This window comes from Micromonospora sp. NPDC000442 (genome assembly GCF_042898635.1).
Taxonomy (GTDB): Bacteria; Actinomycetota; Actinomycetes; order Mycobacteriales; family Micromonosporaceae; genus Micromonospora.
Window position 1 is genome coordinate 57,250 of the sequence record NZ_JBIAYZ010000012.1, and the last position, 19,358, is coordinate 76,607.

The window sequence follows — 19,358 nt, forward strand, 5'->3', positions numbered from 1 at the left end:
GTTTGCCCCGGGAAGGTAGTCACCGGTCGGCATCCCGACAAGGCCGTCGACCGCCCCCGGCCGGAGCACTTAAGGCGGAACTCATCAGGGGCAGGCGTCGGGCGGTTGTCGGCCAATTCGGGTACGCACGTCACAAGCAGGGCCTTCGCTGGTCGCCGATGCTCAGCGGGCGGCAATCCGACAACCGGTACCGTCGCCGCGCCGACCCGTCGCGGAGGTGAAATTTAAGCCTCGGATAAGGGGTCGTTCAGCTCTCGCCCGGCCGCGCTCCCGAGCCGTGGGCGCCAAAGTAGCAACAGGAAGAGCGCGTGAGCCCTCTCCGCAGCGGGTATTCCGTCGCACCGTTGCTGAACGCGTGAGGGGAAGGCACATGCTCAGCAAAGAGGATCAACGCAGATTTGAGCAGATCACCCGCCATTTGCGGGAGAGTGATCCGGCGTTCTTCGCCCGGCTCGACCACCGAGCCCGGGGCCGTCACGGCCGCTGGCTGCTGTTGTTGACCGTCGTGCTCTGGGCGGCACTGCCGGCGACCACCGTGCTCGCCGGCCGGCTGGCCGGGGCGATCTTCGCGGTGGTGCTGTTGACCAATGCGGCGCTGATGTGGCGGTTCCGTCAACGTTGGCTGTGAACCGGACGGTCGTGGTGGTTCACTCTTCGCCGAGCTGGCGGTAGGCGGGGCGCAGGCGTTCGACGAGTCCCGGCCCGCCGATGGCCGGCGCGGGTGCGCCCAGTTGCCGCAACAACAGGTCCGGGTGGGCGGTCAGGCTCGGCGGGCGGTCGGGCAGCGGCACGGGCGGCAACCAGAACCGGTCGACCGCCTCGGCCAGCGGCGTGACGGGCAGGTCGGCCAGCGCCCGGGCGGCACCTGCGGCGGGCACGTCCGCCTCGTGGTGCCCGGGCCACCCGCCGCCATCGCGGCCGGTGTCGACCGGCCCGGTCGCCAGCGCGTCCGAGTGGCCATTGTGGCCGGTCGGGTGCGGCGATGCTGTGCCGCCCCGATCCGCAGGGGCGCCGGCACCGGCTGTCGACTCGCCGTCCCGGGCTTGCGTTGTCGTCGACGCGTGGGCGTCGGCGCGCAGGTGCCGTAGCCGGGCGAGCAGGTCCGCCCGGCTGCGCCCACGCCAGTGCAGCAGGGTGAACGGGTCCGCGTCGAACGCCTCGGCGAGCAGGTAGAAGGTGGCGGCGAGGTGTTTACAGGGCACCGCGACGTCCGGGCACGAACACCGCTGGTCCAGGTCGCTGATCGCCGCCGGGAACAGCGGCGCCTCGGCCGCGATGAACAGCTCCTCCAACTCGGCCGGCAGGTCGCCGGCGAGCAGCCGCGCGCTGAAGAACGCCTGGTCGGCGAGTTTCCCCTCGATCCGGGCCCACAGCCGGGCCGGAAAGGGCGGCAGTGCGACGCTGACCTGGTACGGCTTGGCCCGGGAGCCCTGGACCACCGCGGTCACCACGCCCGGCGCGACGTCCAGGCTGAGCACCTGGCCGGCGCGGGCGTACGACCGGCCCCGGGTCAGCCGGGTGCCGAGCGCGAACGACTCCAGCACCTCCAGGAACCGGCGGGACCACCAGGAGACGCCGATCGCGCCCCGGGTGCTGCGGGCGCGCAGCCCACCGTCGACCCGGCGCGGCGGGCCGTAGTCGGCGAACCTGCCGCCATCGTCGGCGCTCACTCGGCCACCGCCCCCGCCTCCAGAGCGAACAACTCACGCAGCTGGGCGGTGGACAGCTCGGTGACCCACTGCTCGCCGGTGCCGACCACCGAGGCGGCCAGGCCACGCTTGTCGGCGATCAGCGCGGCTACCTTCTCCTCCACCGTGCCGGCGCAGACGAACTTGCGGACCTGCACCCGGCGGCGCTGTCCGATCCGGAACGCCCGGTCGGTGGCCTGGTCCTCCACCGCCGGGTTCCACCACCGGTCGACGTGCACCACGTGGTTGGCGGCGGTAAGCGTCAGCCCGGTCCCGCCGGCCTTGAGCGAGAGGACGAACAGCGCCGGACCGCCGGCGGACTGGAAGCGGGTCACCATCGCATCCCGGTCGGCCTTGCCGACCCCGCCGTGCAGGAACAGCACCTCCCGGCCGAACCGGGCCGACAGATGCCCGCGCAGCATCCCGCCGAACTCCGCGAACTGGGTGAACAGCAGGGCCTTCTCCCCTGCCGCGAGGGCCTCGTCGAGGATCTCCTCCAGTCGGGCCAGTTTTCCCGACCGTCCGTCCAGGGGCGAGCCGTCGCGTAGCAGCTGGGCGGGATGGTTGCAGACCTGCTTGAGCCGGGTCATGGTGGCCAGCACCAGCCCGCGCCGCTCGATGCCGTCGCTGGATTCGATCCGGGCCAGCATGTCGTCGACGACCACCCGGTACAGCGCCGCCTGCTCGGCCGTGAGGTTGCAGAAGACCTCCATCTCCAGCTTCTCCGGCAGGTCCGAGATGATCGACGAGTCGGTCTTGAGCCGGCGCAACACGAACGGCCCGGTGATCCGGCGAAGCCGTTCGGCTGCCTCGGTGTCCCCCTGCCGCTCGATCGGCTCGGCGAACCGCTTGCGGAACGTCGCCGCCGGGCCGAGCAGGCCCGGGTTGGCGAACTGCATGATGGACCAGAGGTCCGCCAGCCGGTTCTCCACCGGCGTGCCGGTGACCGCGATGCGGTGCCGGGCGGGCAGTGACCGGACCGCCTCGGCCTGCCGGGTGGCGGCGTTCTTGATGGCCTGGGCCTCGTCGACCACGACCCGGTGCCAGTCGACGCCGGCCAGCTCCGCGGCATCGCGGGCGGCCACCGAGTACGTGGTGAGGACCAGGTCCGCGGCGTGCACGGTGGCGGTGAACTCCGCGCCGCGTGCCCGCTGCGCGCCGTGGTGCACGTGTACGCGCTTGTCCGGGGTGAACCGGGCGGCCTCCCGCTGCCAGTTGCCGACCAGCGACATCGGACAGATCAGCAGGGTCGGACCGGCCTGTGGCGGGTCGACGGCCAACAACGCCAGCAGCTGCACCGTCTTGCCCAGCCCCATGTCGTCGGCGAGGACCCCACCGAGCCCCAGTGACTGGAGGAACGCCAGCCAGGCCAGCCCCCGCCGCTGGTACGCCCGCAGCGTGCCGTGGAAGGACGGCGGCTCGTCCAGCGGGGCGAGCCGCCGGTCCACGGCCCCGGCGAGCAGGTCACCGAGCGCGCCGTCGGCACTCACCTCGAGCACCGGCAACGCGTCCGGCTGCTCGGCATCGGACAGGCCGAGCCGCAGCAGGTCGGCCACGGTCAGCTCGCCGGTGGACCGCAGCAGGCGCAGGCCGGCGGCGAGTCGCTTCGGGTCCAGTTCGACCCAGCGCCCCCGCAGCCGCACCAGCGGGGTCTTCAGCGCCGCCAGACGGGTCAGTTCGTCCTCGGTCAACGGCTCGTCGCCGAGGGCCAGCTCCCAGCGGTAGTCGACCAGGGCGTCCAGTCCCACCCGGTCGGCCGGGCCGGTGACCGCGCCCGGTGCGCTGCGGGAGCGGGCCCGCAGCCGGGCGCCGAGCCGCGACGCGGGCCGCCGCCACCACGACGGCAGCAGCACCGTGAAGCCCGCCGCGTGCAGCGTCGGTGCGCCCTCGCGCAGGAACCGGTGCGCCCCCTCGGTGTCCAGCTCCAGCACCTCCGGCCGGGCGGTACGCAGGGCCACGTCCAGTTCCGGCCACAGTCGGCTGGCCCGGCCGAGCTCGGCCAGCAGGATCTCCTGCGGATGGTCACCGACCACGGTCGCGCCGTCGCCGCGCCACACCTGTCCGGCGTCGACGTGCAGGCCCGGCTCGTCGTTGGCGCGCAGCCCGAACTCGACCCGCCACCGGCCGGTGGTGGCGACGACGGCGTCGGGGGCGGCCGGCACCACCGTCACCGGTTCGGTCAGTTCGTCGGCCGACGGCTCGACCAGCCGGAAACTGGCCCGCACCGGGCCACCGGCGGCGTCGCGTTGCCACTGGTCCAGCTCGGCGCGGAGCGTGCGCAGCGCCGCCGCCTCGGCGGTGAACCCGCGCTGCGGTCCGGTCAACCCGCCCAGCCAGGCCGCCACTGCACCGTTCGGTCGCACTCCCCGGGCCAGCGTCATCGGCGGCAGTGCGGCGCGCACGGCCGCGTCGGTCAGGGCGTCGAGCGCGTCGGCGACCAGCAGCCCGGGCACCTCGACCGACATGTCGGACGGGCCCGCCGCCCGGTTCGTGGACCGTCGGCCGGATTCGTCCGCACGCTCGCCGGCCGACGCCGGCCGACGCGGGCCGGCGTCCGGCGGGGCCGCCCGGCGTCGCCCGTGCCGGTCGCCGGGGGCCAGCGCGGGCAGTTCCGCCTCGATCACGGCCCGGGCGGCAGGGGGCAGGGCCAGCGCCAGCGACCGGGCCCAGGCGGCGTCCGTACCGGTGAGCAACGGTCGCCACACCGCCCAGGCGTCGGACGCCGCGGTGGCCGAGGACGGGCCGGTCGCCGAGGACGGGTCACTGGCCGAGGGCGGGCCGGCGAGGCTGGGCAGGACCCGGCCACGGGCGGCCAGTTCGGTGGCGAAGTCGGCCAGTTCGGCCAGGTGTCGCAGGCTCGCGCCGGGTGCGGCGGCCAGCTTCTCGACGGTACGCAGCAACGACAGCGCGGCGTCCGGGGCGTACGCCAGCACCGGGACCTGCCACCCGGCGAGGGTGACCGGGCCACGGACCGGTTCCACGACGGCGGTGCGGACCAGCTCCGGCGAGTCCACCGGCGAGCCGGCCCGGGTGGGCAGGCGCAGCAACGCGGTGCCGAGGTCGTCCGGTTCGGCGGCATCGGCCAGCAGCGCGACAAGCGTGGCGTGCGCGGCGGCGAACGGGTGTGGGCGGGCTCGCGGTGCCCGACCGGGACGACGCGGGGCGTGGGGTGGCAGGGTGCTGTCCTCGGCCCAGACCGCCAGCGCCCGGCCGGGCAGCCACATCCCATGGACGACCAGCACGCACTCCCCCTCGGACCGGACGGGCCCGCTCGACGCCGCGCGGCCCGGGGGCCCTGACGACACCCGGGGCCAGGATAGGCGGCACCGACCGGCTAGCGTCGGCGCCATGTGCGACCTCCTGGTGATCGGCGGCCTCGGCGTCGACGTGCGGGTGCGGGTGCCCCGACTGCCGCTGCCGGTGGTCGACTCGGTCACCGTCGACCCGATCGAGCTGCGCATCGGCAACACCGGAGCCGGTGTGGTGCTCGCCGCGCACGCGCTCGGGCTGCGGGTGACGGTGGTCGACACGGTGGGCGTGGACCCGGCCGGCACCGTCGTGCGGGCCGCGCTGGCCCGTACCGGCGTGCGCGCGGTCCTGGCCGACGACCCGGCGGGTACCCGACGATCGGTGAACCTGGTCGACCCCGGCGGGCGGCGGATGTCGCTGTACGACCCCCGGGCCTCGGACGGTCCGCCACCGTTCGCGGCGGCCCGGGTGGCGGAGCTGATCCGGGACGCCAACCACGTGCACCTGTCGATCATGGGTTGGGTGCGGGAGCTGCTGCCCGACCTCGGTGACCTGCTGGGCGAGGGGGTGGGCAGCTCGACCGATCTGCACGACTGGGACGGGCACAACCCGTACCACCGCCCGTTCGCCGACATCGCCGAGCTCGTGCTGGTCAGCGGCGCGGCGCTCGGCGACCGGGCGGCGACCGTGGCCGGCACGCTGGCACCGCGCCCGGTCCTGGTGACCCGGGGCGCGGACGGCGCCGATCTGTACCTGGGCGGGAACCTCCACCGGATTCCGGCGGCCGTGCCACCCGGCCCGGTGGTCGACACCAACGGCGCCGGGGACGCCTTCGCGGCGGGGATCATCACGGCCCGGTCGCGCGGCGCGACCTGGGCGGAGGCGGCCGGCTACGCGTCCCGGGTCGCCGCCGCTGCCTGCATCCACGACGGCATGGAGTACCCGCCGGGGCTGCTTCCCCGCGATTGACCGGTCGGAGTGCACCGTCATCGACCGGCAGGCCGGCACCCGGCGGGTCTACCGGCTCAGCCCGGCAGGCGTGGCCGCCCTGTGCGCCGCGCCCGACCGACGGCGGGATCATCCCGCTTCGTCCTGCGGGTCACCGACGGCCGGGGCAGGATGGGCGCATGGCATCCACGGTTGAGATCCCACTTGTGGGCGGCACGGCCGACGGCGAGCACGTCACCGTCGAGCTGGACCCGAACGGCCGGCCCCCACTGACCCACCATCACCTGGGGCCACAAGGGCTGGCGGCAGCGGAGATCTACGAACTGGAGTCCGTCGACACCGACCGCCAACAGTGGCGCTACTGCTGGCGGGGGCCGGCGGTCTGAAGCCGACCCCCGCGCCACCGATCAGGCACCGACCTCGACCAGGGACCGGTTGCGCAGGCTCTCCAGCACCGCCCGGGTGACCTGAGAGGTGCCCCTGGCCTCGTCACACACCCGCGCCACCCGCCGGGCGGTGACCTCGGCCCGCTGCTCACGCTCATCCCACAGCTGGTCCACCTCGGCCAGCAGGGGGCCCTCCACCTCGCGCTCCACGCCACGCAACGCCGGCACCCCGAGTCGCTGCGCGAGGTCGAAGACCTTGCCGGCGTACGGCAGGGGCAGGAACGGCGTACCCATCATCGCGGCGAAGATCAGAAAGTGCAGGCGCATACCGACCGCCAGGTCGAAGTGCCGCATCAACCCGAGCACCTGCTGCGGGGAGTAGGTGCCGTGCAGGATCCGCCCCCGCTCGGCGGCGATCATGTGCGACAGCACGCCGTGCGAGTGCCGGATGTCGTCGCGTTCCATCGGCACGAACAGCACGTGCGCGTCGATCCGGTGCACCAGGAAGTCACCGATCTGCGCCAGCAGGCGGTGGTATCCGTCCACGTCCAGCCGTTCCGCCGCCCGGCCCGGCTCCCGCACGCTCATCCCGACCAGCCGTTTGCCGGCTGGCACGCCCTCCTCCCGGAGGAACTGCGCGGGAAAGTCCTCCGGTTCCAGCAGGAACGCCGGATCGCCGGTGACGGTGATCGGATTGAGCAGGCCGGCCTCCTCCAGCACCATCCGCGACTCCTGGTCGCGTACGGTCACCTGGACCGCACCGGCCAGCGTCTCCCGGACCATGCCGGTGTCCACCATCTCGTTGAGCGGCCCGACGCCCACGGCGTACGTCAGCAGCGGCAGACCCCGCTCCTGCGCCACCCGGACCACCCGCAGGTAGCGGCGTGCCTCCTTGTCGTAGAGGATGCCGCCGCCGCCCAGGATGAGCAGGTCGAGTTGAGACAGCACGAGGGCGGAGTCGGTCCGGCTGACCCCCTCCCACGGCACCGCCTCAACGTCCGGGTGGGCGACCGCGGTGTGCGCGGGATTCCGCGAGAACACGATGATCCGCGCATGCGGCTCCTGCTGCCGCAGATCGGTCAGCAGACCGGTGAGGATCGCCTCGTCGCCCAGGTTGCGCCCACCGTACGAGCCGAGCACGCCGATGGTCAGTCCGGCACGCGTCATCCGTCGCTCCTCCCCAGGTGCGTCCGCTCCGCCGTTTCCCCGCTGCGCTGGTGAACAGTCCTCGAGGGCTCCTCGGCCACCCGATCAGACGGTGCGGCTGGCGGATCTGGCGTGGCCGAGACCAGCGGCCGACCGCACAGACTGCGGCATTCCAGGCGGGCCGCTGTCGACAATTCGACTTCCCCGGCACGCGCCGACCCCGACGCGCCACAGACGGTCACACATTAGCCCGATGGGGTGACAGACCGTGGTTGACGCTGGTTGACGGCTTTGCGAGGGTGGCCGGCGGATCCCCTCGACCCCGAGCGGCTGATCCACGCGGCGGCCGGGGTACGACTGGGGCTGCATCCTGGCCGCCGTCACAGCCCCCGCAGCCCCGAGCGGAGAACTCGATGTCGTCAGGTGGCACCCTGCCTCGCACCGGAGTCGACGTAATCACCATCGGCGGCACGGCTGGTGTCGGCCTCGTACAGCTGTCGTGGCCGCTTGTCATCGCGGCTGTCGGTGTGCTGATGGTGATCGTCGGTGCCGGCATGATCCGGCTGACGTTCCGACGCGGACGGTCGATCAACGGATGAGCGCGCGCATCGTACCCAGACGGGTCTTGCTCGCGGCGGCGGTCGTGCTGGCTGCCGCGGCAGTGTGGGCGATACGTCATGTGTTCGCGGTTCTTGGCGCCTTCGACGGCGCCGGACACCGCTTCACCTACGTGTACGCGGGCATGTTCCTGTTGTTGTTGTGGCAGATCGGCGGCGCCTACCTGGAGCTGCCGGCGACTGCGACCTGCCAGGCTCGTGAGTACCTCGACGCGTTGCGGGTGGTGGCGATCGTGCCGGTCTACAACGAGGATCCGGCGGCACTGCGTGCCTGCCTCGAATCCATGGTCGGGCAGACCCGGACCCCTGACGTCATCTACGTGGTGGATGACGGCTCGACCAATGTCGACGAATACGAGACCGTGAAGCGGTGGTTTCTCGATGCCGCCCCCACGCGCGGGATCAACGTGGCATGGCATGTCCGGGAGAACGCCGGCAAACGACATGCGCAGGCTGTGGCCGTGCGGACCACCGGCGACGCGGACATCTACTGGACGGTCGACTCGGACACGGTCTCCGATCCGCGGGCGCTCGACGAGTTGTTGCTGCCGTTCGCTGATCCTCGCGTGCAGTCGGTTGCCGGGGTCGTGATGGCCGCGAACGTCCGGTCATCGTTCCTGGCGCGGATCACTGACCTGTGGTTCGTCACGGGTCAGCTCACGGACCGGTCGTCGTTGTCAGTGTTCGGGGCGGTGTGGGTCAACTCCGGGCCGATCGCCGCCTATCGGGCGGCTGCCATCCGGGACAACCTCGACGGCTACCGGACGGAGACGTTTTCGGCCGGAATGCGCTCTTCTCGGATGATTCGCTGTTGACGTTGTTCGTGATGGTCAGGGGCCGCACCGTACAACAGCCGACCGCGTTCGCCTTCGCGTTGATGCCGAACCGGTTCGGGCACCTGTGCCGCATGTATCTGCGGTGGATGCGGGGCAGTTTCATCCGCTCCTGGTGGCGGGTGCGGCGGACTGGTTGGGGTACCCGACAACAGGTGGAGGTCGTTCTCGCGCATTGACCGGCGGTGCCGCTGCTCGACGCCGCTCGGGCGGCACGCGTGCCGCCCTCCCGCCTGGCAAGACGCTGTTGCCAGGCGGGAGGGCGCGACAGGTTACGAACCTGGTGGTCCCTCGCATGGGCGAGTGCTTCCCGCTGAGCTACGCGCCCGGAACGCCGTACGGCGGGCCAGCGTTGGCAACCTCATCCTGCCACCGCCGGCCCGGACGGACGCCTCGCACCCCGAAGTACTCACGGACCGGTCCGGGGCACCCGCACCGACGGGAAACGACTTGCCCGCCCGGGTGCCTGACCGGCAGCGTGAACGACATGCAGGCGCAGACGCGGAATCGGCTACGGTGGGCCGAGTTGCCCCCTGATGTCCGATCCGCCGTGGAGAAGATCCTCGGCGACCGGGTGGTCGAAGCGGTGTCACAGCCGGGCGGGTACTCCCCCGGCACCGCCGACCGGGTACGCACCGCCAGTGGCCGTCGCGCCTTCGTCAAAGCGGCCAGCCCGGCCCAGAACCCGGACACCCCGGACATGCACCGGGCCGAGGCGCGGATCACCGCCGCACTGCCCGCGTACGCCCCGACCCCCCGGTTGCTCGGCTGTCACGACGACGGCCACTGGGTGGCGCTGGTGCTCACCGACGTCGCCGGGCGGCACCCGGTCACTCCGTGGCGCACCGAGGAACTCGACGCGGTGCTGGACGCCCTGGAACGGATGTCGACGGCGCTCACGCCCAGCCCGGTGACGGAGGTGCCGGCCATCGCCGAGCGGCTGGCCGATGAATTCGCCGGCTGGCGGCGGATCGTCGACGACCCGCCGCCGGAGTTGAACTCCTGGGCCCGGGCCCATCTCGACGAACTCTGCTCCTGGGCGGACCATGGCCTGGCGTCGCTGACCGGCGACACCCTGTGCCATGTGGATCTTCGTACGGACAACCTGCTCGTCGACCAGGCCGGCCGCGTCACCGTGGTCGACTGGCCCTGGGCGGCTCGCGGCCCGAACTGGCTGGACACCGCGATGCTGCTGCTCGACGTACGCCTGCAGGGCGGGCACGACACCGAGGCCCTGCTACGTCGGCTTCCGCTCACCGCCGCAGCCGACCCAGACGCGGTGACCGGCCTCTACGCCGGCCTCGCCGGCTTCTTCACCGACCGAGCGCGCCTGCCCCCGCCGCCGGGCATCCCCACCCTCCGGGCGTTCCAGCATGCCCAGGCCGAGGTCCTGCTCACCTGGCTGGCCGAGCGCGTCGCCACCTGACGCTCGCCGCCCCGCCCGCACCCCGCACATCTTTCGAGGCAGCAACATCCCCGAACCTGCTGCCCCCGAGCAGCCGTGACCCCGCAACACTCAGGTGGGTGGGGTGGACGGGTGGGTGAGGAAGGGGAGGACCGCCGCAGGGAGGGCGGGTGAGTCGACGATGTCGTAGTGGGTGAGTCCAGGGAGGACGGCCAGCCGGGCAGCAGGGCGATCGGTGCCGTCCCACCCGGCGTCCCGGTGGCCACCGCCGAGCAGACCGAAGAACTCCACCATGTGTGCCGGGCGAACCGAGTCGGCGTCGGCGAAGACCAGCATCGTCGGCGTGGTGATCGCCGCGACCTCCGATGACCAGTCGTAGTCACGGCGCAGCAGCTCACCGGTGCTGGCCCAGAGCCGCGGCCAGTCCTGCGGCCGGGGCGCCACCCGTCGGTAGAGCTGCTCGGGCGGAGTGCCACGCATCCGCTCGGCGTCCGCCTCGTCGGGCTCGGGCATGCCGGCGAGCACCTCGGGAAACCAGCCCTGCCGCCGACACGGCGCGGAGACCACCACCAGACGGCGGAGCAACTGCCGGTGCTGCACCGCCAACCGCACGGCGACCCCACCGCCGAGGGAGAAGCCGAGCACCTCGGCCTCGGCCAGCCCGAGGTGCACGATCAGCGCCGCCACGTCGTCGGCCATCGACTCGTACCACAGGGGGCGGCCGACGTCGGCGGTGCGGCCGTGGCCCGGCAGATCGACGCTGACCACCAGGCGACGCCGCGCCAACGCCGGCCGGATCGCGGCGAAGGTCTCCACCGCGCCGAACCCGCCGTGCAGCAGCACCAACGGCCGCCCGGCACCGTGCGTCTCGTACCAAAATCGGACGCCGTTGACCTCGGCGAAAGCCACCTGGTCCCCTCTCATCGAGCTGCGGAGCTTGACACGGTCGCGCTGGGGCGCCGATCGGCGGGGGCCCAGGCGTCAGACGCAATCCCAGAAGAAGCGGCCTTCGCGCAAATCTGGAGACGGGAAGCTGTAGCCGGTCCCGCCGCCGAAGTTGAGAGCGTAGGGGTCATCGGGTCCGTGGCCCTCTCCGCCGTCAAGTTGGAAGTGGAACCGCCAGTCGGCCGGTACTTCCTGAAAATCGGTCTGCCACAGGTGGGCCTTGCCGCCGACGTAGCTGTAGGGCGGAAGCGCACTGGCGGGTGCATCGACAGCGTCGGGAAGGTCCAGCAGTACGCCCGCCTGCTCGGCCTCTTGACGTGCGATGTCCGCATCCAGGGATGCCTCGGCGGCTGGGTCCGGCGGGACCAGGTCTATGGCGAGTTCCACGCCTACATGCTCGTTCCACGTCATGCCCCGTCGCCACAGGGACGGACCGGTGGCCGTGCCGGTCGTAACGATGAAGTGTGGGATTCGGCCACCCGGTTGGACCAGTAGTGCGTTCTCGCCGGCCTCAGCGTCGAAAGTCTCGGCCATGCATTGAGGGTCGTCGGTGACGAACAGGTAGGCGAGGCTCGCTGGTTCACCGGGGATGGGAATCTGACCGACGAACATCATGGGCGTTCCCAGGCTGCGAGACAGCGGCCAGGTGGGCGGCCCCAGCCACACGGGTTGGCCACCCAGCTTGGCTCGCGGGGCGTGGATCGGCGCACTGACCGGTCGCAGTCGCATCTGCAATCGGGGAAGTAACCAGGCATCACCAGGGCCGTTGCAGTCCGGCTGGATCGTGACGGGGACCGGCGGTACTCCATACATCAGGCGATGCTAGGCGGGGTCGAGCGGCATCAGCAGCTGCGGAGGTGGTCCAGGCTGCGGCTGACTGTCGTGACCGCCCCTGCTGTCACAGCCCGGAGAATTGATCTCCGGGCTGTCGTTGGTGTTGGTGGTGTGTGGTGGGCGCGGCAGGTTTCGAACCTGCGACCCCTCGCTTGTAAGGCGAGTGCTCTCCCACTGAGCTACGCGCCCGGAACGCCGTACGGCGGGCCGGCGGTTGGCAAGCTTACCCTGCCACCCGCCGGCCCGGACGGACGCCTCGCACCCGGTGGACCGGGTCAAGCCGTGGCCTCCGCCAGAGCCTTGCGCCAGCCCTGCTGGTCGCGGGCCTCACCGGGCATGTTCATCTCGGCGAAGCGGACCACGCCGGTCTGGTCGATGACGAAGGTGCCCCGGTTGGCGATGCCGGCGACGTCGTTGAAGACGCCGTACGCCTGAGCGACGGCGCCGTGCGGCCAGAAGTCGGACAGCAACGGGAACTGGTAGCCCTCCCGCTCCGCCCAGACCTTGTGCGCGTAGACCGAGTCGACGCTGACGGTCAGCACCTGGACTTCGTCGTTGACGTACTCGTCGAGGTTGTCCCGTACCTCGGTCAGCTCACCCTGGCACACCCCGGTGAACGCCAGCGGGTAGAAGACCAGCAGGACGGTGCGCCGGCCCCGGAAGTCGGAGAGTTGGACCTGCTGGTTGTTCTGGTCCTTCAGCACGAAGTCGGGCGCCTCGGCGCCAACCTCGATGGGCATGCGAACTCCTCGAATCGGTTCGGACGGCTCGCCGTGGGTCGGGCTACTTCTTGCCCTTGGCGCCGCGACGTAGCACGAGTCGGGCACCGCTCCAGTCCTTGCCAGCGTTGACCGTGGAAGTCTGCTGAAGGCCGGCGGTGGGTGCCGACTCGGCGATCTCGCTCGGCTCGACGTGGCCTTCGCGGCCGGCCTTGGGCGTCAGCAGCCACACGACCCCGTTGTCGGCCAGCGGGCCGAGGGCGTCGACGAGTAGCTCGAAGAGATCACCGTCGCCGTCCCGGTACCAGACCAGCACCGCGTCGACCACCTCGTCGGTGTCCTCGTCGACCAGATCTCCACAACGGTCGGTCAGGGCGTCCCGGAGATCGGAGTCGACGTCGACGTCGTAGCCCATCTCCATGACGACCATCCCCGGCTCGATGCCGAACCGGTCCGCCAGGCTGCGTACCCCGTCAGCAGCCTGACCAGCGGTCGCGCTCACTGTCGCGTGCCTCCTCATCTCGTCCGAGCCGGCGTCTGCTCGACGCCGTCAGGCAAAGTCCACACAGTTGTGCCCTCCTGCGCAAGTGGCGCACCGGGTGGAACGAAATTTACCGTGCCAGCAGCGTACGGGCACCCTGGGTGATGGCCTCCTCGGACACCAGGACCTGTCGGGCAGCCGGACCCAGCGGCACAAAAGAGTCAACTGCGGCCACCCGCCGTGCCGCCCCGACATATCCGGCGTCCACCAGCGCGGCGATCACCCCCTCACCCACCCCACCGGACCGGCGGGTCTCGTCCACCACCAGCACCCGGCCGGTCGCGGCGGCCTCCCGGATGAGGTCGGCCACCGGCAGCGGCGCGAGCCAGCGCAGGTCCACGACCCGGGTGCCGATCCCCTCGTCGGCCAGCGCCGACGCCGCCCGCAACGACATCCGTACGCCGTTACCGAAGGAGATCATGGTTACGTCTGCGGCCGAACCGACTCCGTACACGCGGGCCCGTCCCACCGGGACGTGGCCGCCGGCCCAAGCTCCCGGCTCGGCGTAACTAGCCAGCCACTCACCGTCACCGTCGGTGTAGAGATCGCGGGTGTGGTAGAGCGCGATCGGCTCCAGGAACACGCAGACGCTGCCGTCCACCGCCGCACTCGCCAGGCAGGTCCGCAGCATCGCCGCCGCGTCGTCCGGCCGCGCCGGCACGGCGATCACCAAGCCCGGCACGTCCCGCAGTACGGCCACCGAGTTGTCGTTGTGGAAGTGCCCGCCGAAGCCCTCCTGGTACGCCAGCCCGGCCACCCGCACCACCATCGGATTGCGCAGCGCCCCCTGGGAGAAGAAGCGCATGGTCGCTGCCTCGCCCCGCAGTTGGTCCTCGGCGTTGTGCAGGTACGCCAGGTACTGGATCTCCGGCACCGGCAGCATTCCGGCCAGCCCCGCACCGAGACCGAGGCCGAGGATCGAGGTCTCGTCGAGCAACGTGTCGAACACCCGGGCGGCACCGAACCGGTCACGCAGCCCCTTGGTGACCCCGTAGACCCCGCCCTTGGCGGCGACGTCCTCACCGAAGACCGCCATCTGCGGATGGCTGAGCAGCCCGTCGGTGAGCGCCGCGTTGATGCTCTGCGCGAGGGTGAGCGGCCCGGCCAGTTCCGGTGGCTTACCGCCGAACGCCTCGGCCCGCGTCGCGGCGTCGTGGCCGGCGGCGCGGGCACCCGCGTCGGCGACCGCCAGGGCGACCCGGACCGGGCGGCGCGGTGCCAGCGGGGCGATCACCTCGGCGGCGTCGGCCAGCTTCGGCTCGTCGAGCACCTCCTCGGCGATCCGGCGGACCTGCCAGCCGATCTCGTCGTAGCGGTCCAGCAGTTCCGGGCCGCTGGCCAGGCCCGCGTCGACCAGCAGCCGCGCGGTGGCGACCACCGGATCACGGGCCACGTCGGCGGTGATCTCCGAGGCGGGGCGGTACGCGCTCTCGGCGTCCGCGCCGGCATGGCCCATCAACCGGACCGTGGTCAGGTGCAGCACGGCCGGGCGGCGGTGCCGGCGTACCCAGGCCGCCGCCTCGGCCGCCACCTCGTAGGTGCCGACCAGGTCGGCACCGTTTGCGGCGAAGTACCGGATGCCGGGCTTGGACCGCAGGGCCGTCGCCACCCACCCCTGCGGAGACCGGACACTGATGCCCAACCCGTTGTCCTCGCACACGAAGAGCACCGGGATGCGCAGGCCGGTGTGGTCGTACCAGCCGGCGGTGTTGAACGCCGCCGTGGCGCTGGCGTGGTTGATCGAGGCGTCCCCGAAGGAACAGACCACGATGGCGTCGGCCGCCCAGGGTGTCGGTTCGGGTTCCGCGACGGGTCGGTTCGCTTCTCCTCGGGCGTCCAGCCGGCGTAGCCGCTCCACGGCGAGCCCCATCCCGACCGCCCGGGGCAGGTGCGAGGCGATGGTCGAGGTCGTCGGGACCACCGCGAGGTCGGCACGGCCGAACACCTTGTGCCGGCCACCGGCGATCGGCTCCTGGCTGGAGGCCACCATGCCGCGCAGAACGTCCCGGGCCGCCTCGGCGTACGCCCGGGGCACCGGCCGCTTGACGACCGTCATCCTGATCCCGTCGGGTCCGACGCCGTCGCCCGGCCCGGGGATCGGCTCGGTCACGGTGGCGGGTCGGGAGCCGGCCAGTGCGGCTGCCGGTTGGTCCCCGGCTGCGGTCGCCTCCGGCTGCGGGCCCGCTCCGGGCTTGGCAGCGGACCGGGCGGGGTCGGCGGCGGACCGGGCGGGGTCGGCGGGGTCACCCTCCGCCCGGTCGACCGCCGTCGCGTCGGGCCCACCGCCGGGCGAGTCGGTGCCCGCCGTGACCGGGCCCGTCGCCGGTTCTTCCGGCGCGGCGGGGGCGGTCCCCCGTTCGCTGGCCTCCGGCTGGTCCTGGGTGACGGCGGACCGGCCGGACGAGCCGCCCTCGGCGTCCGCGGCGTGGCCGGCCCCGGCCCCCTGCGCGGCCGGCAACGGCGGCGCGGCCGGCGACACAGACGGCGACGCGGTCGACACAACCGGCGCGGACGGTACAGCCGGCGCGGACGGTACAGCCGGCGCGGACGGTACAGCCGGCGCGGACGGTACAGCCGGCGCGGACGGTACAGCCGGCGTGGACGGCGACGCAGCCGGCGTGGACGGGTCGGCCTGGGCGGCGCGGACGCAGTAGAAGGCGCCGGAGCGGTAGTGCAGCAGGGCCGGGTCCGTGGGCCGCAGGGCCGCCGCCACCGCGGCGTTGCCCTCGTGACCGGCGGAGCCGATGGTGTAGTAGCCCTCGCCGAAGCTGCGCAGCCAGCGGCCGGCCAGGTCGAGTTGCCGGCTGGCGACCTGGGCGTCGAAGAGGTCCAGCAGCTGGGCACCGGTCAGCGCGCTGTCCTCGGCCACCGGCTGCGCCGGGTCGCTCCGGTGCGGCGGCGCGGCGAGGGCGGCCAGGGACTCCCGGAACCGGTCGTCGAGATCCTGCGGGGTGGTCACGTCCGACAGCATTACCGACCGGGGCACGCCGCGCACAGTCGAGTGCGTTTCACGCCGGCCCGGCCGGGCCGCAGTCCTCCGGGCAGCCGCCGTCGGAAACCTTCCACACCAGGTCACGCAGTGCGGCGAGTTCCTCGTTGTCGAGCGGGGTCAGCAGCCGGGAGTCGGAGAGCACGAGATGGACCCGCTCGCGCATCCGCCGACCGGCGTCGGTGACCACCAACGATTTCTGCCGCCGGTCGGTCGGGTCGACCCGACGCTCGACCAGCCCGGCCTGCTCCAACTTGTCGACCAGGGCGGTGACGTTGGACCGGTCGCAGCGCAGCTGGTCGGCCAGCTCACGGGCGGGCAGCGGACGGTCCGGGTCGAGCTGGTACAGCGCGCGGGCCACGGCCGGGGTCAGGCCCAGCGCGGCGATGTCGAGATCCTGGTGGTGCCGCAGGGCAGCGGCGACGTGCATGATCCGGCGTACCGCGTCACCGGCCAGCCCGGTCCGGTCGGCCGGTTCCGGGCCGGCCGGGGCGATGATCGGCCGTGACATGGTCACATCCTAGGGTCGCGGACCGCCTTCGACCTCGTCCACCTGGCGACGATGCGGACGGCGGACGTCCGTCGGTTCTGCTCCGCTCGGCCCTTGTTCGGAGAACAGCTCGGCCCTTGTTCGGACAACAGCGGCGGGAAAGGGTTCTTTCTTTCACCCACGATTCATCGACGGAAGCGAGTCTCCCGGTGGACCACGTACCGACCTGGGGAGGCAATCGTGCCGTTGTCCCGACGTACCATCCTGCTCTCCGGCCTGACGGCGAGCGCCGCCGGAGTCGCCGGTGGCACCCTGCCCGCGAGCGCCGCGCCGGCTCCGTCCCGGTCGCTCGCGACGGCCCTGGCCTACCCGTTCACCCTCGGTGTCGCCTCCGGTGACCCCGACCACGAGGGCTTCGTGCTCTGGACCCGGCTGGCACCGCAGCCGCTGGCCGCGGACGGTCTCGGTGGCATGCCCGATCGCACCGTGCCGGTTTTCTGGGAACTCGCCGCCGACGAACGGTTCCGGCATGTTGTCCGGCGCGGAGTCGCCGACGCGCACGCGGCGAGCGCACACAGCGTCCACGTCGAACTCTCCGGCCTGCTGCCCGGCCGCGAGTACTTCTACCGGTTCCGTGTTCAACGGCACCTGTCGCCGGTCGGGCGGACCCGGACCGCTCCTGCGCCGTGGAGCCTGCCCGCGACGCTGGCGATGGCCTTCGCCTCCTGCTCGCAGTACGAGCACGGGTACTTCACCGCGTACCGGCGGCTGGCCGAGACCGAGCCGGAGATCGTCCTGCACCTGGGCGACTACCAGTACGAGTACGCCCGCGACACCTACACCGCACCGGGTGGGAACCCGCGCGACCACGACGGCCCGGAGACCCGCACGCTGGCCAACTACCGGCAGCGGCACGCCCAGTACAAGACCGACCCGGATCTTCAGGCGGCCCATGCCGTCGCGCCGTGGGCGGTGGTCTTCGACGACCACGAGGTGGAGAACAACTGGGCCGACGACGTCCCCGAGGCATCCGACCCGGACTTCCCGGCCCGGCGGGCGGCGGCCTTCCGCGCGTACTACGAGAACATGCCGCTACGCCGGACCTCCCTGCCGCGCGGCATCGACATGCAGCTCTACCGGCGGCTGCGGTGGGGCCGGCTCGCCACCTTCCACCTGCTCGACACCCGGCAGTACCGCGACGACCAGTCCTGCGGTGACGGCTACCAGTCGTGTCCGGAGGCGGCCGAGCCGAGCCGTTCCATCCTCGGCGAGCGGCAGGAAGCGTGGCTGCTGGACGGGTTCCGCCGTTCCTCGGCTCGCTGGGACCTCCTCGCGCAGCAGGTCTTCTTCGCCCAGCGGGACCGTGACTCCGGCCCGCTCACGGTGACCAGCATGGATGCCTGGGACGGCTACCTCGCCTCGCGGGACCGGATCACCCGGGGTTGGCTGGCGGCCGGGGTACGCAATCCGGTCGTCCTCACCGGCGACGTGCACGCGCACTGGGCCAGCGACCTGAAGCTCGACTACGCCGATCCGACCTCACGCACCGTCGGCAGCGAGTTGGTGTGCTCCTCGATCACGTCGGGTGGCGACGGGGCGGACTCGGCGACCGGCTCGCACCCGTGGCTGGCCTGGAACCCGCACCTGCGCTTCCACAACAACCTGCGCGGGTACGTCCGCACCACGATCAGCAGGGAACAGCTCACCGCCGACTTCGACGTGCTGCCGTACGTGAGCAGCCCGGGTGCCCCGGTCCGCACCCGGGCCCGGTTCGTCATCGAGGACCGTCTCCCGGGTCTGCACCTGACCCGGGACGATCCGCCGGCCGCCGCGCGGGCCGCCGGTCCGGACGCCGACGCCGGGCACCACACGGTGGAGAGCGAGACCCGTCGTCCCTGACCGCCAAGCCCGGTCGGGCTCGCCGGTGTTGCCGGGCCGCGCCGCCTGCTGAGGCGGCACGGCCCCCGGCGGCGGTACGACGGGGGCGGGCGAACCGGACGGACCGTGTGAGCGGGGACGATGGGACGCAATCAGCCGGACAGGAAGGAGAAGCGGACCTGCCGGGTGGGATTGTCACCGTTGGTGTCAACCAGGCAGATCGACTGCCAGGTACCCAGGGCCAGCCGCCCACCGAGTACGGGCAGCGTCGCGTACGGGGCGACGAAGGCGGGCAGCACGTGATCGCGGCCGTGCCCCGGTGAGCCGTGCCGGTGCCGCCAGCGCCCATCGGTGGGCAGCACCGCGTCCAGCGCGGTGAGCAGGTCGTCGTCCGAGCCTGCCCCGGTCTCGATGATGGCCACGCCGGCGGTGGCGTGCGGCACGAAGACGTGCAGCAGGCCGTCACCCGCGCCGGCGACGAACTTTTCGGCCTCGGCCGTGATGTCCCGGACGGTCGGCCGGGAACCGGTCCGGACGGTGATCAGCTCACTGCGCACGCCCGTATTCTTCCGCACCCGACCAGCGCCCGCCGATCCCGCTCGAGGCGCCTGCTCGCCGCCGTCACGAAACCCACATAGTTACTGGTGGGTACCTGTGTCGAGCGTCGCCCTTCGGCCGGGTGGACGTGAC

Annotated in this window: 18 protein-coding genes and 2 tRNA genes; 8 read left to right on the plus strand and 12 right to left on the minus strand. The window is 72.3% G+C overall.

Annotated elements, in window-relative coordinates; translation table 11 throughout:
* Positions 1–370 precede the first annotated feature (370 nt).
* The gene (locus ACFY2A_RS19980; protein WP_093401288.1) at positions 371–628 is read left to right on the plus strand and encodes a DUF3040 domain-containing protein; all 258 of its coding nucleotides are present in this window, start codon (positions 371–373) and stop codon (positions 626–628) included.
* A gap of 19 nt (positions 629–647) precedes the next feature.
* Here ACFY2A_RS19980 and ACFY2A_RS19985 read toward each other — a convergent pair whose 3' ends face one another.
* Positions 648–1,670: an SWIM zinc finger family protein gene (locus ACFY2A_RS19985; RefSeq protein WP_387173487.1), complete on the minus strand. Its 1,023-nt coding sequence runs from the start codon at positions 1,668–1,670 to the stop codon at positions 648–650.
* Positions 1,667–4,930 (minus strand): SNF2-related protein, encoded by a 3,264-nt coding sequence (locus ACFY2A_RS19990; RefSeq protein WP_387173489.1) that lies wholly within the window; start codon positions 4,928–4,930, stop codon positions 1,667–1,669. The genes ACFY2A_RS19985 and ACFY2A_RS19990 overlap by 4 nt, the downstream gene beginning before the upstream one ends.
* A gap of 106 nt (positions 4,931–5,036) precedes the next feature.
* Between ACFY2A_RS19990 and ACFY2A_RS19995 the strand changes: the two genes are divergently transcribed.
* Both ACFY2A_RS19995 and ACFY2A_RS20000 read left to right on the plus strand, forming a co-directional pair.
* On the plus strand, positions 5,037–5,906 hold the full coding sequence (locus ACFY2A_RS19995) for a carbohydrate kinase family protein (RefSeq protein WP_387173491.1): 870 nt from the start codon (positions 5,037–5,039) through the stop codon (positions 5,904–5,906).
* A gap of 158 nt (positions 5,907–6,064) precedes the next feature.
* Positions 6,065–6,271 carry a hypothetical protein gene (locus ACFY2A_RS20000; RefSeq protein WP_093401294.1) on the plus strand — a complete coding sequence of 69 codons (207 nt, stop codon included), beginning with the start codon at positions 6,065–6,067 and terminating at the stop codon, positions 6,269–6,271.
* Between the two features lie 21 nt (positions 6,272–6,292).
* Here ACFY2A_RS20000 and ACFY2A_RS20005 read toward each other — a convergent pair whose 3' ends face one another.
* Positions 6,293–7,438, minus strand: a complete 1,146-nt coding sequence (locus ACFY2A_RS20005) for a polysaccharide pyruvyl transferase family protein (RefSeq protein WP_387173493.1) — start codon at positions 7,436–7,438, stop codon at positions 6,293–6,295.
* Positions 7,439–7,830: 392 nt separating this feature from the next.
* Between ACFY2A_RS20005 and ACFY2A_RS20010 the strand changes: the two genes are divergently transcribed.
* Genes ACFY2A_RS20010 through ACFY2A_RS20020 form a run of 3 tightly spaced genes read left to right on the plus strand, consistent with a single transcriptional unit; the run spans position 7,831 to position 9,046 of the window.
* A complete protein-coding gene (locus ACFY2A_RS20010; RefSeq protein WP_387173495.1) occupies positions 7,831–8,016 on the plus strand; it encodes a hypothetical protein in 186 nt (61 codons plus the stop codon).
* Positions 8,013–8,849 carry a glycosyltransferase gene (locus tag ACFY2A_RS20015; RefSeq protein ID WP_387173497.1) on the plus strand — a complete coding sequence of 279 codons (837 nt, stop codon included), beginning with the start codon at positions 8,013–8,015 and terminating at the stop codon, positions 8,847–8,849. The genes ACFY2A_RS20010 and ACFY2A_RS20015 overlap by 4 nt, the downstream gene beginning before the upstream one ends.
* Positions 8,846–9,046, plus strand: a complete 201-nt coding sequence (locus ACFY2A_RS20020) for a hypothetical protein (RefSeq protein ID WP_387173499.1) — start codon at positions 8,846–8,848, stop codon at positions 9,044–9,046. The genes ACFY2A_RS20015 and ACFY2A_RS20020 overlap by 4 nt, the downstream gene beginning before the upstream one ends.
* A gap of 80 nt (positions 9,047–9,126) precedes the next feature.
* Here the strand turns inward: ACFY2A_RS20020 and ACFY2A_RS20025 are convergent.
* Positions 9,127–9,195: transfer RNA gene (locus ACFY2A_RS20025), tRNA-OTHER, on the minus strand.
* Positions 9,196–9,354: 159 nt separating this feature from the next.
* Here ACFY2A_RS20025 and ACFY2A_RS20030 point away from each other — a divergent pair.
* Positions 9,355–10,293, plus strand: a complete 939-nt coding sequence (locus ACFY2A_RS20030; protein WP_387173501.1) for a phosphotransferase — start codon at positions 9,355–9,357, stop codon at positions 10,291–10,293.
* A 90-nt stretch (positions 10,294–10,383) separates the two neighbouring features.
* Here ACFY2A_RS20030 and ACFY2A_RS20035 read toward each other — a convergent pair whose 3' ends face one another.
* From ACFY2A_RS20035 to ACFY2A_RS20065, 7 genes are all read right to left on the minus strand, one after another.
* Positions 10,384–11,181: an alpha/beta fold hydrolase gene (locus ACFY2A_RS20035; RefSeq protein WP_387173703.1), complete on the minus strand. Its 798-nt coding sequence runs from the start codon at positions 11,179–11,181 to the stop codon at positions 10,384–10,386.
* 72 nt (positions 11,182–11,253) lie between these two features.
* Complete coding sequence (locus ACFY2A_RS20040) at positions 11,254–11,832, minus strand: hypothetical protein (protein ID WP_387173503.1); 579 nt, start codon at positions 11,830–11,832, stop codon at positions 11,254–11,256.
* A 333-nt stretch (positions 11,833–12,165) separates the two neighbouring features.
* A tRNA-Val gene (locus tag ACFY2A_RS20045) sits at positions 12,166–12,240 on the minus strand.
* A gap of 86 nt (positions 12,241–12,326) precedes the next feature.
* Complete coding sequence (locus ACFY2A_RS20050; protein WP_387173505.1) at positions 12,327–12,791, minus strand: peroxiredoxin; 465 nt, start codon at positions 12,789–12,791, stop codon at positions 12,327–12,329.
* Between the two features lie 43 nt (positions 12,792–12,834).
* Complete coding sequence (locus ACFY2A_RS20055; RefSeq protein ID WP_387173507.1) at positions 12,835–13,272, minus strand: DUF3052 domain-containing protein; 438 nt, start codon at positions 13,270–13,272, stop codon at positions 12,835–12,837.
* Between the two features lie 109 nt (positions 13,273–13,381).
* Positions 13,382–16,282 (minus strand): thiamine pyrophosphate-dependent enzyme, encoded by a 2,901-nt coding sequence (locus ACFY2A_RS20060; protein ID WP_387173705.1) that lies wholly within the window; start codon positions 16,280–16,282, stop codon positions 13,382–13,384.
* Positions 16,283–16,319: 37 nt separating this feature from the next.
* The gene (locus ACFY2A_RS20065) at positions 16,320–16,811 is read right to left on the minus strand and encodes a MarR family winged helix-turn-helix transcriptional regulator (RefSeq protein WP_363923240.1); all 492 of its coding nucleotides are present in this window, start codon (positions 16,809–16,811) and stop codon (positions 16,320–16,322) included.
* A 219-nt stretch (positions 16,812–17,030) separates the two neighbouring features.
* Between ACFY2A_RS20065 and ACFY2A_RS20070 the strand changes: the two genes are divergently transcribed.
* Positions 17,031–18,689, plus strand: a complete 1,659-nt coding sequence (locus ACFY2A_RS20070; RefSeq protein WP_387173509.1) for an alkaline phosphatase D family protein — start codon at positions 17,031–17,033, stop codon at positions 18,687–18,689.
* A gap of 131 nt (positions 18,690–18,820) precedes the next feature.
* Here ACFY2A_RS20070 and ACFY2A_RS20075 read toward each other — a convergent pair whose 3' ends face one another.
* Positions 18,821–19,225 carry a YjbQ family protein gene (locus ACFY2A_RS20075; protein WP_387173511.1) on the minus strand — a complete coding sequence of 135 codons (405 nt, stop codon included), beginning with the start codon at positions 19,223–19,225 and terminating at the stop codon, positions 18,821–18,823.
* Between the last annotated feature and the right edge of the window lie 133 nt (positions 19,226–19,358).